The sequence below is a fragment of the Pseudomonas emilianonis genome (assembly GCF_023072625.1).
GTDB classification, from domain to species: Bacteria; Pseudomonadota; Gammaproteobacteria; order Pseudomonadales; family Pseudomonadaceae; genus Aquipseudomonas; species Aquipseudomonas paraveronii.
In genome coordinates, this window is record NZ_JAKNRV010000024.1 from 1 (window position 1) to 12,522 (window position 12,522).

Annotated in this window: 12 protein-coding genes and 1 pseudogene; 7 read left to right on the forward strand and 6 right to left on the reverse strand. The window is 60.2% G+C overall.

Features of this window, described 5'->3' with window-relative positions:
- The 4 genes from rlmD to L9Z73_RS05130 form a co-directional block, all read left to right on the forward strand.
- A partial coding sequence (gene rlmD / locus L9Z73_RS05115) for a 23S rRNA (uracil(1939)-C(5))-methyltransferase RlmD (protein ID WP_247397030.1) occupies positions 1-1,082 on the forward strand: 1,082 nt, incomplete at its 5' end.
- 134 nt (positions 1,083-1,216) lie between these two features.
- Positions 1,217-3,460, forward strand: coding sequence for a GTP diphosphokinase (gene relA, locus L9Z73_RS05120; RefSeq protein WP_247397032.1), 2,244 nt, complete (start codon positions 1,217-1,219; stop codon positions 3,458-3,460).
- A gap of 153 nt (positions 3,461-3,613) precedes the next feature.
- Complete coding sequence (gene mazG / locus L9Z73_RS05125) at positions 3,614-4,447, forward strand: nucleoside triphosphate pyrophosphohydrolase (protein WP_247397084.1); 834 nt, start codon at positions 3,614-3,616, stop codon at positions 4,445-4,447.
- A gap of 25 nt (positions 4,448-4,472) precedes the next feature.
- Complete coding sequence (locus L9Z73_RS05130) at positions 4,473-5,018, forward strand: DUF2058 domain-containing protein (RefSeq protein ID WP_247397034.1); 546 nt, start codon at positions 4,473-4,475, stop codon at positions 5,016-5,018.
- Between the two features lie 91 nt (positions 5,019-5,109).
- Here L9Z73_RS05130 and L9Z73_RS05135 read toward each other — a convergent pair whose 3' ends face one another.
- The 5 genes from L9Z73_RS05135 to purM form a co-directional block, all read right to left on the reverse strand.
- On the reverse strand, positions 5,110-5,298 hold the full coding sequence (locus tag L9Z73_RS05135; RefSeq protein WP_247397035.1) for a hypothetical protein: 189 nt from the start codon (positions 5,296-5,298) through the stop codon (positions 5,110-5,112).
- A 169-nt stretch (positions 5,299-5,467) separates the two neighbouring features.
- Positions 5,468-5,638 (reverse strand): hypothetical protein, encoded by a 171-nt coding sequence (locus L9Z73_RS05140; protein ID WP_247397036.1) that lies wholly within the window; start codon positions 5,636-5,638, stop codon positions 5,468-5,470.
- On the reverse strand, positions 5,610-6,323 hold the full coding sequence (locus L9Z73_RS05145) for a DUF3108 domain-containing protein (RefSeq protein ID WP_247397037.1): 714 nt from the start codon (positions 6,321-6,323) through the stop codon (positions 5,610-5,612). The genes L9Z73_RS05140 and L9Z73_RS05145 overlap by 29 nt, the downstream gene beginning before the upstream one ends.
- A gap of 8 nt (positions 6,324-6,331) precedes the next feature.
- Positions 6,332-6,982, reverse strand: coding sequence for a phosphoribosylglycinamide formyltransferase (purN, locus tag L9Z73_RS05150; RefSeq protein WP_247397039.1), 651 nt, complete (start codon positions 6,980-6,982; stop codon positions 6,332-6,334).
- Entirely contained in the window at positions 6,982-8,040 is a 1,059-nt protein-coding gene (gene purM / locus L9Z73_RS05155) for a phosphoribosylformylglycinamidine cyclo-ligase (protein WP_247397040.1), read from the reverse strand. Before purM ends, purN begins: the two co-directional genes overlap by 1 nt.
- Positions 8,041-8,306: 266 nt before the next feature.
- On the opposite strand from purM, the pseudogene L9Z73_RS05160 reads away from it, so the two are divergent.
- Together L9Z73_RS05160 and L9Z73_RS05165 are read left to right on the forward strand one after the other, a co-directional pair.
- Positions 8,307-8,540: pseudogene (locus tag L9Z73_RS05160) on the forward strand (DUF2066 domain-containing protein); the annotation flags it as partial.
- A gap of 48 nt (positions 8,541-8,588) precedes the next feature.
- On the forward strand, positions 8,589-10,028 hold the full coding sequence (locus tag L9Z73_RS05165) for an ArnT family glycosyltransferase (RefSeq protein WP_247397042.1): 1,440 nt from the start codon (positions 8,589-8,591) through the stop codon (positions 10,026-10,028).
- 15 nt (positions 10,029-10,043) lie between these two features.
- Here the strand turns inward: L9Z73_RS05165 and L9Z73_RS05170 are convergent, their stop codons facing one another.
- Complete coding sequence (locus L9Z73_RS05170; protein WP_247397044.1) at positions 10,044-10,532, reverse strand: TIGR00645 family protein; 489 nt, start codon at positions 10,530-10,532, stop codon at positions 10,044-10,046.
- A 163-nt stretch (positions 10,533-10,695) separates the two neighbouring features.
- Here L9Z73_RS05170 and L9Z73_RS05175 point away from each other — a divergent pair, with 163 nt between their 5' ends.
- Entirely contained in the window at positions 10,696-12,519 is a 1,824-nt protein-coding gene (locus L9Z73_RS05175; protein WP_247397048.1) for a hypothetical protein, read from the forward strand.
- Positions 12,520-12,522 lie beyond the last annotated feature (3 nt).

Sequence of the window (12,522 nt, forward strand, 5' to 3'; positions counted from 1 at the left end):
GTGCGCACTTCGGCCGTTGCGGCGGTTGCAGCGTGCAGCACCTGCCCCATGCTGAACAACTTGCCCTGAAACAGCGCATGCTCGCCGAGCAGCTTTCGCGTGTGGCGGGGGTCGAACCGCAAGAGTGGGCCGCGCCGTTGAGCGGGCCGGAGTTTGGCTATCGGCGTCGCGCCCGTGTGGCCGTGCGCTGGGATGCCAAGGCCAAAAAACTGGAAGTCGGTTTCCGCGCCGTGGCCAGCCAGGACATCGTCGCCATCGACGATTGCCCGGTGCTGGTACAGGCCTTGCAACCGATCATGCAGCGTTTGCCCGACATGCTGCGCCGCCTGAGCAAACCTCAGGCTTTGGGGCATGTGGAGTTGTTCAGCGGGTCGTCCATCGCCGTATTGTTGCGGCATATGGCGCCGTTGTCGGACGCCGACCTGCTGATCCTCAACGAATTTTGCGCCTTCCATGAGGCCCAGTTGTGGCTGCATGGCGAGGGCCAGCCCGAACCCGTCGAGCCTGACCAGGCCCTCGGCTATCGGTTGGAACAATGGGATCTGGAACTGGCTTATCGGCCGGGCGATTTTGTCCAGGTCAACGCCGGGGTCAATGCGGCGATGGTCGCCCAGGCGCTTGAATGGCTGGCGCCGCAAGCCGATGAGCGGGTGCTGGACCTGTTTTGCGGCCTGGGCAACTTCGCGCTGCCACTTGCTCGCCAGGTGCGCGAAGTGGTGGCGGTGGAAGGTGTACAGACCATGGTCGAGCGCGCGGCGCTCAATGCCATCAGCAATAATTTGCATAATGTGCAGTTTTTTCAGGCCGATTTAACCCAGTCGTTGACTGACGCGGAATGGGCCAAACAGGGCTTTTCTGCGGTACTCTTGGACCCACCCCGCGATGGTGCCCTGGAGGTTGTGCGCAAGCTCGCCACTCTGGGAGCCAAGCGCCTGGTGTACGTGTCCTGCAACCCGGCAACGCTGGCGCGGGACACGATTGAGCTGGTCAAGCAGGGCTACCGGCTAAAACGTGCCGGGATTCTCGACATGTTTCCGCAAACTGCGCATGTCGAGGCGATGGCGTTATTTGAAGCGGGCTAGGATGCCCGTTTAATCCGACTGGCCTGCATTCTCCTGGGCCGTGATCTGCCTGGGAGTGTGTGAGCTTTAGTGATAAAGCAGGTCAGCGATGATTTTTGGCGCATCAAAGGTGCGTCGTAGGGAAGGTAAGCAAGATGGTACAGGTGAGAGCACACCAGCCGATCAACACCGACGGTAGTATCAATCTCGAGGCATGGCTGGATCATGCCGTCAGTGTCGACCCGGCACTGGACCGTGAAGCCTTGAAAGCAGCCTGCGAGTTCGCTCGCGAGTCTGAACAGCAAGACAATGCGGCCAAGAACCTGTGGGCGGAGGGCACTTCAAGCTTTCGTACCGGGTTGGAAATCGCTGAGATCCTCGCGGATCTCAAGCTGGACCAGGATTCACTGATCGCCGCCGTGCTCTATCGCGGCGTGCGGGAAGGACATATTGCCTTGCCGCTGGTCAGCCAGCGGTTTGGCACGCTGGTGGCCAAGTTGATCGACGGCGTGCTGCGCATGGCCGCCATCAGCGCCAGCCTCAGCCCGCGCCAGTCCATGGTGCTGGGCACCCAGGGCCAGGTCGAGAACCTGCGCAAGATGCTGGTGGCGATGGTCGACGACGTGCGCGTCGCCTTGATCAAGCTGGCCGAACGCACCTGCGCGATCCGTGCGGTGAAGACCGCCGACGACGAAAAGCGCAACCGCGTCGCCCGCGAAGTCTTCGACATCTACGCGCCCCTGGCGCACCGCCTGGGTATCGGCCATATCAAGTGGGAGCTGGAGGACTTGTCCTTCCGCTACCTCGAACCCGACCAATACAAACAGATTGCCACGCTGCTGCATGAGCGCCGGCTCGACCGTGAGCGTTTCATCACCGACGTGATGGGCCAGTTGCGTGCCGAGCTGCAGGCTACCGGCGTCGACGCCGATATCAGCGGCCGCGCCAAGCACATCTATTCGATCTGGCGCAAAATGCAGCGCAAAGGCCTGGAGTTCAGCCAGATCTACGACGTGCGCGCCGTGCGGGTGCTGGTGCCGGAAGTGCGCGACTGCTACACCGCGCTCGGTATCGTCCACACCCTGTGGCGGCACATCCCCAAGGAATTCGACGACTACATCGCCAACCCCAAGGAAAACGGCTATCGCTCGCTGCACACCGCGGTGATCGGCCCCGAGGGCAAGGTGTTGGAAGTGCAGATCCGCACCCACTCCATGCACGAAGAGGCGGAGTTGGGGGTGTGCGCGCACTGGCGCTACAAGGGCACCGACGTCAAGGCCGGGTCCAACCAGTACGAAGAGAAAATCTCCTGGCTGCGCCAAGTGCTGGAATGGCACGAAGAACTCGGCGACATCGGCGGCCTGGCCGAACAACTGCGGGTGGATATCGAGCCGGACCGGGTCTACATCTTCACCCCCGACGGCCACGCTATCGACTTGCCGAAGGGCGCCACGCCGCTGGACTTTGCCTACCGCGTCCACACCGAAATCGGCCACAACTGCCGGGGCGCCAAGATCAACGGGCGCATCGTGCCGCTCAACTACAGCCTGCAGACCGGTGAACAGGTCGAGATCATCACCAGCAAGCACGGCACGCCGAGCCGCGACTGGCTGAACCCGAACCTGGGCTACATCACCACGTCGCGGGCGCGGGCGAAGATCGTCCATTGGTTCAAGTTGCAGGCGCGCGATCAGAACGTCGCCGCCGGCAAAACCCTGCTCGAACGCGAACTGGCGCGCCTGGGCCTGCCCCAGGTGGATTTCGACAAGCTGGCCGAAAAAGCCAACATGAAGATCGCCGAAGACATGTTCGCCGCCCTCGGTGCCGGCGACCTGCGTCTGGCGCAACTGGTCAACCTGGCCCAGCAATTGGTGGAGCCGGAGCGGGGCAACGAACAGCTGGAGCTGATCCCGCGCAAAGCCACCGGCTACAAGCCTGGCAAGCGTGGCGATATCCAGATCCAGGGCGTCGGCAACCTGATGACGCAAATTGCCGGTTGCTGCCAGCCGCTGCCTGGCGACGCCATCGTCGGCTACATCACCCAGGGCCGGGGCGTGAGCATTCACCGCCAGGACTGCGCCTCGGTGCTGCAGTTGGGCGGGCGCGAGCCGGAGCGGATCATCCAGGTCAGCTGGGGTCCGGTGCCGGTGCTCACCTATCCGGTGGACATCATCATCCGTGCCTACGACCGTTCCGGTCTGCTGCGTGACGTGTCACAAGTGCTGCTCAATGAGCGGATCAACGTGCTGGCCGTCAATACCCGCTCGAACAAGGAGGACAACACCGCGTTGATGTCCCTGACCATCGAGATTCCGGGGCTGGACGCGCTGGGGCGGTTGCTGGGGCGGATTTCCCAGTTGCCGAACATCATCGAAACCCGGCGCAACCGTACCCCATGAACATCTGGATGAACGCAGTCTGAAAGCTGGGAGGGGGCTTGCCCCCGAAAGCGGAGTGTCAGGTACCAGATTCTTGGTTGACCCACCGCAATCGGGGGCAAGCCCCCTCCCGCATTTGATCGGCGGTGTTCATACCTGATCGGAAATAGAATGATGTATTCACTTGAAGACCTGCTGCACCTGATGAGCCGCCTGCGCGATCCGAAGTACGGGTGCCCGTGGGACATCAAGCAAACCTATGCGAGCATCGTCCAGCACACCCTGGAAGAGGCCTACGAGGTCGCCGACGCCATCGAGCGCGGCGACTTCGATCACCTGCAAGGCGAGCTGGGCGACCTGCTGTTCCAAGTGGTGTATTACAGCCAACTGGCGCGGGAAGAAGGGCGCTTCGAGTTCGCCGGAGTGATCGACAGCATCACCCGCAAGCTGATTCGACGTCATCCCCATGTATTCCCCACCGGCGATCTGTACGCGCCGCTGGATGTCGCGCAACTGAGCGAGGAGCAGGTCAAGGCGCGCTGGGAGCAGATCAAGGCCGAGGAGCGCGCGGAAAAGTCTGACGCCCCCGAGCAACTTTCTCTACTCGATGATGTGCCCACCGCTTTACCGTCCCTGTCCCGTGCCGCCAAATTGCAAAAGCGCGCCAGTCAGGTCGGTTTCGACTGGCCCGCTGCTTTGCCGGTGGTGGATAACGTCCGCGAAGAGCTGGATGAAGTGCTCGAAGCCATGGCCGATAACGATGCAGTGGCCATCGCCGATGAAGTCGGTGACCTGCTGTTTGCCGCGGTCAACTTGGCCAGGCACCTCAAGGTCGACCCGGAAACTGCCTTGCGCGGTGCCAATGCCAAGTTCGAGCGACGTTTCCGATTTATCGAACAGGCATTGCGCGATACGCGCCAATCCATGGAAGATTGCACCCTCGAAGAGTTGGACGCCCTGTGGGGCGAAGCCAAACGCCAGGAAAAGAATGTGTCCAGCTGCGGTTGAGCAGTTGCCTAAGTGAGTAAGCACCATGAGCCTTTCCCTTCGCGACCAGTTGCTCAAAGCAGGTCTGGTCAACCAAAAGCAGGCCAAGCAGGTCGGCAAAGACAAACAGAAACAGCAACGTCTGGTCCACAAGGGCCAGGCCGAGGCCGATGACACCCAGGCACGCCTGGCCCAGGAAGCGATGGCCGAGAAGGTCAAGCGCGACCAGGAGCTGAACCGCCAGCAGCAGGAAAAAGCCGAGGCCAAGGCCCGCACGGCCCAGGTCAAGCAACTGATCGAGACCTCGCGCCTGCCCAAGCTGACCACCGAGGACTACTACAACTTCGTGGATGACAAGAAGGTCAAGCGCCTGTCGGTCAACACGCTGATGCGTAACAAGCTGAGCAACGGCTCCCTGGCGATCGTGCATCACGCTGGCAGTTACGAGGTGATCCCGCGCGAAGCGGCACTGAAGATCCAGGAGCGCGCGCCGGAGCGTATCGTCCAGCTCAATATCCTGACGGAAAGCCAGGTGCCAGATGAGGATGATCCATACGCCGCCTACCAGATCCCGGATGATCTGATGTGGTGAGGCTGTAGAGGCAACAAAACCCGCTCAAAGGCGGGTTTTTGTTTTCAGGCAACCAAGCTGCGTGGGCCTGGCGCCTGAGTCTTGCGAATATTCAGACGCTTTGTGCCTGGCGTTTCATCTCAAGGCTTTCGAGCTCGTTCTTATAATTATGAGCGTCGCTCTCGTTATGAAACATGCCGACCAGCAGGTCTTGTTGGTGTACATCCCAGATGTGAATCCCATGGCCCAATGCTTCGTGGGACATATGTTCGTCGTCGCGTTCAGTTACTTTTACAGTCATCTGCTTGCTCCAATCTCTGGTTGATCTGCGGCAAGTCGTCGCAGGCTTTTGTTATATGTTTTGTTAGCTTGCTAGGTAAACTGATTTTTCCCGCAACAGTTCTTTGCAGTATTTGCAACAATCCCGCAGGCCGCGTAAGCCGCGACATTGCGCCGCAGGCTGTTGAGTTTTATGACAAAAGTTTCATCTTGGCGTAAGGCTTTGGCATTGGATTGGCGTTGTTCGCGATGGCGATAGTGGCCTTGCCTAAAAAATCCCAGGCGAAAAAAAGCCCCGCATTGCGCGAGGCTCTTTTTAACTCATCGGCGCTATCAGCTACCTTTGACAGACTGACCGTCAACCGTACCGTCTTGCAGCATGATGTTGTATTCCTTGCCGTCGGTTTCCACCTGACGCAGAGCAACCAGGATGCCGCCCCAGTCCTTCGCAAACCACATCTGGGTGATGCGCTTGCTTTGGGTCGGGTCACGCACGCGCTCGACCTTGATCGCGTCGATGGAGCCGGCTTTGGTCTGGACCTTTTCCGGGCCGATCACGCGGAAGTCGTAGGTGTCGACGTCGGTGCCTTCAACCACGTTGTAGCTCATGCTCTTCTTGCCAGCCGCGACATCGCGCTGCAGCGCCAACTGGTAGGTCGACTTGTCGAGCATGCCGCTTTGCAGGGCAACGTTGACCGGATCTTTGTTTTCAAAGCCGGTGACTTTCTTGGCCGTCTGGTCGAAGTCCAGGTTGATCTTCTTCGCCTTGCCCAGGCCGCCGCGTTCGAAGGTGTAGCTCTTCGGTTGCAGGGCGTCCTTGTCGAAGCGGATCACGCTGGTTTCGGTGAGGCTGGCGATCATCATGGACGCCTTGAAATTCAAGGTCCAAGTGCCGTCGCCATTGTGGGTCAGGCTGCGTTCGGCCGAGCCGCTCATGGGCAACTGTTTCCAGTCGGCGGTATAGCTGGCGGAGAAAGGATGTAAATCTGCTGCTTGCACCGCAGGCAAGGCGAACAGCGCAAAAGCGAAGAGCAAGGCGCGACGCATAAAAACTCCTAGGTTCGAATCAAGTGGCCGCTGGCCGCGAGTAACTGGCCGTCCAATAATGCACCCTGTTTACCAAGAATCAACCGTCCCTCGGCAAACCAGCGAACAGCCAGCGGGTAAATCCTGTGTTCCTGGGTATGAACCCGTTGCGCAAGCGTCTGCGCCGAGTCGTCAGACTCTACCGGAATCACTGCCTGTACGACCAGAGGCCCGCCATCGAGTTCCTCCGTCACAAAATGCACGCTGCAGCCATGCTCGCTGTCGCCCGCGTCGAGGGCGCGCTGATGGGTGTGCATGCCTTTGTACTTGGGCAGCAGGGAAGGGTGGATATTCAGCAGCCGCCCTGCGTAGTGCCGCACGAAATCCGCGCTGAGGATGCGCATGAAGCCGGCCAGTACCACGAGTTTGGGGTTAAAGGTGTCGATCAGTTCGATCAAGGCGCTGTCGAAGGCCTCGCGACCTTCGAAAGCCTTGTGATCCAGGGTGCGCGTGGCAATGCCGGCGTCCCTGGCGCGTTGCAGGCCATAGGCGTCGCTGCGGTTGGAGATCACCGCAGCGATGCGCGCCGGGCTGTCGCCGGTGCGCGTGCTGTCGATCAGGGCCTGCAAATTACTGCCGGTGCCGGAGAGCAGCACCACGACATCACAGGTTGCAGGCATCAGTGCGCCTTAAGGTTCTTCAGTTCAACCTGAGCCGCGCCTTCAGCAGCCGCGGCGATCTGGCCGATGACCCAAGGTTGCTCGCCGGCTTCGCGCAGTACGTTCAGCGCGGTTTCCACGTGCTCTTGCGCCACGCAGATCACCATGCCCACGCCGCAGTTCAGTACGCGGTGCATTTCGGTTTCGTTGACGTTGCCTTTCTCTTGCAGCCAATCGAATACCGCAGGACGCTGCCAACTGGCCACGTCGACAATCGCCTGGGCGCCTTTTGGCAGGACGCGCGGGATGTTGTCCAGCAGGCCGCCGCCGGTGATGTGGGCCATGGCTTTGACCGCGCCCGTGTCCTTGATCAGCTTGAGCAGTGGCTTGACGTAGATGCGCGTCGGGGCCATCAGCAAGTCGGTCAGTGGCTTGCCGTCGAGCTGGATGTTTTCGATGTCGGCGCCGGACACTTCGATGATCTTGCGGATCAGCGAGTAACCGTTGGAGTGCGGGCCGGACGATGGCAGGGCAAGCAGGGCGTCGCCGGCAGCGACTTTGGAACCGTCGATGATCTCGGCTTTTTCTACCACGCCGACGCAGAAGCCGGCCAGGTCGTAGTCTTCGCCTTCGTACATGCCCGGCATTTCAGCGGTTTCGCCGCCAACCAGGGAGCAACCCGACAATTCGCAGCCGGCGCCGATGCCGGTGACCACCTGGGTCGCGGTCTCGACGTTGAGCTTGCCGGTGGCGTAGTAGTCAAGGAAGAACAACGGCTCGGCGCCGCACACCACCAGGTCGTTGACGCACATGGCGACCAGGTCGATGCCGATGCTGTCGTGTTTGTTCAGGTTCAGTGCCAGGCGCAGCTTGGTGCCCACGCCGTCGGTGCCGGAGACCAGCACCGGCTGTTTGTAGCCGGCCGGGATTTCGCAGAGGGCGCCAAAACCGCCCAGGCCGCCCATGACTTCGGGGCGCGCAGTGCGCTTGGCGACGCTCTTGATGCGTTCGACCAATGCTTCACCGGCGTCGATGTCTACACCGGCGTCCTTGTAGCTCAGGGAGGGTTGCTTGCTCATGATCCAGGCCTTTAGGGGGGATTCAGGGGTAACGACCGAGTGGGCAAGGGCTCTTGTGAAAAGGCCCTGCCGCTGACGGTCTGCGAAGGCGCGCGATTTTATCAGGCTTGAGGGGCAGCGGCCATCCTCGGGCCGACGGGCAGGGCCATATAGATTAAAAAAGCCGATTAAAAAAATGCTAATCGGGTCTGCTTCGGTGCGTATTAAGGTATAGCCTTGAAGCCGCTATCGTTATGACAGTAGGAAAACTTACCAAGACTCCGTGAATGTTTTACCGGTCGCTGTGGTCACAGCCTTGGCAAACCGAGATCACGCGGTCTGTTCCAGCCGCTAATTTTGTCGTTCGGGAATCTTCCATGCGTCTGTGTAATGTCTTTTTTGTAGGCTGCTTGTCGTTGGTCAGCCTGGCGAGTCATGCCGAAACCCTCAATGGTCTTTATCAAGTACTCGAACCGGTCAGCAGCCAGTCCCCGCAAGAATCGCCTCCCTATACTCACCGACTGCGAGCCGTTCCCCCGAACGGTCCCCTGCCCCGGTAGCCAGCCCCAATGACGCGTCCCGTTCCTCTGCTGCTCCTGCTTGCTGGTCTGTTGTTCTTCTTCGCCCTTGGAAACCATGAGCTGCAAGGCTCCACCGAAGCCCGCGTCGCCGGGATCGCGATGGCCATGCACCTGGACAACGACTGGGTGGTGCCACGGCTGTTTCGTGAGCCGTTCCTTGAAAAACCGCCCCTGAGCCTGTGGCTCGACGCCGGCGCGATCCGCTTGTTTGGCGGCACAACCTGGGCCGTGCGCCTGGCCTCAGCGTTTGCCGGGTTGTTCAGCGTGATGCTGCTCTACGGGATGCTGCGCCGGTTCGGACGACCGCAGATCCTGGCGTTCTGCGCGGCACTGATCCTGGCGACCATGGCCAGTTACTGGGGCAACGTGCGCGGCGTGGGTGAAGATGCGTTGCTCAGCCTGGGCGTGACTACCGCGCTGCTGGCGTTCTACCAGGCGATGCGGCCGGCGTCCGAGCGCCAGGGCTCAACCACCTGGGCCTGGGCCCTGTTTACGGCCGGGATGGTGGTCGCCACCCTGAGTAAAGGCGTGCTGGGCCTGGCGATGCCGGGCATCGTGATCTTTGTGTACCTGGCGTGTACCAGTTGGATGGACAAACGCCTGCGCATCGGCGACTGGCTGCGACCGGCACTGTTTACCCTGTTGGCCTTGGTGCCGCTGCTGATCTGGCTGGGGTTTCTGTTCCAGCGCGGCGGGATGCAGGCGGTGGGCGAAGTGCTGTGGACCAACAGCGTCGGGCGGTTCAGCGGTTCGTTTGTCGAAGCCGGACATTACGAGCCGTTCTACTACTACATCGCCAAACTGCCCGAAGCCTTTTTGCCGTGGAATATCCTGGTGTACCTGGGGCTTTGGCACTTCCGCAAAAGCCTGGTGCGCAATCGCTACCTTCTGTTTTTCTGCGTCTGGCTGGTGGCGCAATTTACCCTGCTGACCCTGGCCTCCAGCAAGCGCACGGTGTACCTGATGGCGCTGACGCCAGCCGCCGCCGTACTGGCTGCGGAGTACGCGCGGGTAGTGCTGCAATGGCTGAAAGATCACAAACCGGCGCTGTATGCGCCGCATAAAATCGTCATCGGCGGCATGTTCACCCTGCTCATCGCCTGCTACCTGGGCGCGGCATTCTGGTTCGCGCCAAAAGCCGACAAAAAACAGTCGTTCGCGCCCGTAGTGAGTCAGATCCAGGCCCTGCAGGCCGAAGGCAAAAAAGTCGCATTGTTCCGGCCCAACGAGCGCATCGACGGCGCCAGCGTGTTCTATCTGCAGGCCTACTTGCCGATTCTGCAAACCGAGCCAGAACTGCGCAGTTACCTGGCCGCCGCCCCCGGCAACGTCGCGCTGCTGGATAACACGGACCAACTGACCGGCAAGGTCACGGTGATCAAGGAAATGCCAATCAGTCGCCAACCTTACTACTTCATCGAGCAGTAAGGCGGGCGCGGGGGATCAGTGCTTGGTGAGCTTGTCCAGGTAACCCATGGCGAACGCCGATACCACGAAGGTCATGTGGATGATCACGTACCACATCAAATGCTGCGGATCGACGTTCTTGGCGTCCATGAAGATGCGCAGCAGGTGGATGGAGGAAATCGCCACGATGGACGCGGCCACTTTCATCTTCAGCGACGAAGAGTCCATGGTGCCCAGCCAGTTGAGCTTTTCCTTGTTTTCGTCGATGTCCAGCTGCGAGACGAAGTTCTCGTAGCCGGAGATCATCACCATCACCAGCAGGCCGCCGACCAGCGCCATGTCGATCAACGACAACAGCAGCAGGATCACTTCCGATTCGAGCATGCTGAAGATGCTGGGAACAACGTGAATGATTTCCTGGAAGAATTTCAGTGCCAGGATCAATAGGCCCAGGGACAGCCCCAGGTAGATCGGCGCCAGCAACCAGCGCGAGGCGTACATCGTATTTTCGATAAAGCGTTCCATTGAATCTCACACAGCGTGGCTAGAAATGGCGCCGAGTATACCAGCCGCTTCCAAACACCTGTAACCGCGAGAAAACTGACCTGAGCGGCATCTGTGAGAGAATTTTTCTGCTAGTGTCGAGCCCATCAACTCGGCTCAAAGATGTCGGACAGGAAAACTCAAGATGATGGATGTGCGTTCCCCTTGGGCCAGCATCGGCCTGTGTGCGGCATTGCTGCTGGCCGGCGGCTGCTCTCCCAGCGATGAGAAAAAGCAGACCACCCTCGAAGAGAAAACCACGCAGTTCGAACAGTCGCTCGACAGCATCCAGGACCCCAAACTGCGCGACGCCATCGCCGACCTTGGCGGTTCGCTGCTGTTACTGGAACGGGCGCGGGTCAAGCTCGCCACCAAGCCCATCCAAGCCGAATACGGCGAAGACAGCCTGGCGCTGCTCAAGCACTACCCCACGCCCCAGGCGTTGGTCGACACCTATATCAACGGCCTGTTCGTACTGCGCAAGACCTCCCACTCCGACTACCTGACCGATCTGCAGCCGGTGTTCCCGTTCAACTTCAACGCGCCCGACCAGTTCCCCTTCCCCCACGGCCTGGAATGGCAGTCGGTGACGTTGAGCAACAACAAAGTCATCCCCTTCCAACCGGAATGGTCGGAAACCGATCCCGGCATCCAGTTGAGCCCCAGCAGTTCCAACCTGACCAACCCCGATGACCTGACGGTGACCTACCCGTTCATCGACGGCATCGAGACGGAAAACAAGAGCCAGCCGCAGCCCGTCAGCCTCAAAGGCACGGTTGAGGTCATCGCACCGGGCAAGGTGCTGACGTTCGATTTGTCGAAACAAGACGTGGGCCACCCGCGCACCGAAGGTGCTATCACCCTCAACCTGCTGAGCCTGGAGAAAAACTACGCCGAGATCGAACTGACCAACCATGAACCGCTGGCGGCACAGGTTGGCGACGAATCACCGGCCCCTTTGCTGGTGCAGGCCCGCGACAGTACCGGGCAGTTCCTCACGCGCTCGGGCTCGATCAACGAAAATGCCGCGCAGGTGGCGTTCTACGAGAAACAACTGGCGCAGATGCAAAAGCAGAAAGCCTGGTCGGACACGTTTGAAAAACAACTGACAGACGAGCAAAAAGCCTTCGAACACCAGCAAAACAGCCATTACGCCAAGGTCTACTTCAACGGCCTGATCGACACGCTGCAGGTCGACGTGCTGGACTTTTCCAAAGCCACGGTGACCCGCAAGGACCTCGACCTGCCGGTGTTGCGCTTCGACAAAAACAGTCTGCAGAAAACCGTACAAGCCTTGCCGATGGCGGTAACGGTGTATGACGACGGCGCTGCCAACTGGCTCAAAAACGCGACAATGACCGAGGACCAGCTGAAAAACAGCGTGACCATCAGCCAGTCCGTCGAAGATGCCAGCGCCGCGCATATCGTGTTTGACCACCCCTTTACCTTCAACGACGAACTGGCAGGCACCGAACGCAACAGCGGCGAAGCGCCGGTGACGTTTTTCACGGCGGATGAAAAAGGCGCGCGCGGCGAACCCATCGAGTTGCCGAGCGAAGCCTTCGAACTGAACCCGGCACGCGGCACCCTCACCTACGACCTCAACCTGTTCCCGGAGAACCCGGCGTTTGTGGTGGGCTCGATTCCGCTGTTCCTGGCCACCATCGACAAAGCCACAATCGACGTGGCCAAGTTGCCCAAGGGCCTGTCGCTCAAGGATAACGCGCTGATCATCGACCAGACGCAGTTCCCGTCCGACAGTTGGCGCTTCTATGCCAAGGACGCCAGCGGCAACTACCTCAAGGAAATTCTCGGGGTCAGCCACCGCGCCGAGGAATACGGCACGGCGTTGTTTGACGTGCATTACTTCTATGGCCGGCCAACCCTGCTGGAAAGCTACCAGCGCACCGACCTCGGCACCGTGCAGTACGGCTTCGAGGTCAAGCTGGACAAGCCCGAAAGCAAGTGATCG

What these genes read in the sequence shown, in the direction of transcription:
- relA (WP_247397032.1), top strand. Translation starts at nt 1,217, where the DNA reads ATGGTACAGGTGAGAGCACACCAGCCGATCAACACCGACGGTAGTATC.
- mazG (WP_247397084.1), top strand. Translation starts at nt 3,614, where the DNA reads ATGTATTCACTTGAAGACCTGCTGCACCTGATGAGCCGCCTGCGCGAT.
- L9Z73_RS05130 (WP_247397034.1), top strand. Translation starts at nt 4,473, where the DNA reads ATGAGCCTTTCCCTTCGCGACCAGTTGCTCAAAGCAGGTCTGGTCAAC.
- L9Z73_RS05135 (WP_247397035.1), bottom strand. Translation starts at nt 5,298, where the DNA reads ATGACTGTAAAAGTAACTGAACGCGACGACGAACATATGTCCCACGAA.
- L9Z73_RS05145 (WP_247397037.1), bottom strand. Translation starts at nt 6,323, where the DNA reads ATGCGTCGCGCCTTGCTCTTCGCTTTTGCGCTGTTCGCCTTGCCTGCG.
- purN (WP_247397039.1), bottom strand. Translation starts at nt 6,982, where the DNA reads ATGCCTGCAACCTGTGATGTCGTGGTGCTGCTCTCCGGCACCGGCAGT.
- purM (WP_247397040.1), bottom strand. Translation starts at nt 8,040, where the DNA reads ATGAGCAAGCAACCCTCCCTGAGCTACAAGGACGCCGGTGTAGACATC.
- L9Z73_RS05165 (WP_247397042.1), top strand. Translation starts at nt 8,589, where the DNA reads ATGACGCGTCCCGTTCCTCTGCTGCTCCTGCTTGCTGGTCTGTTGTTC.
- L9Z73_RS05170 (WP_247397044.1), bottom strand. Translation starts at nt 10,532, where the DNA reads ATGGAACGCTTTATCGAAAATACGATGTACGCCTCGCGCTGGTTGCTG.
- L9Z73_RS05175 (WP_247397048.1), top strand. Translation starts at nt 10,696, where the DNA reads ATGATGGATGTGCGTTCCCCTTGGGCCAGCATCGGCCTGTGTGCGGCA.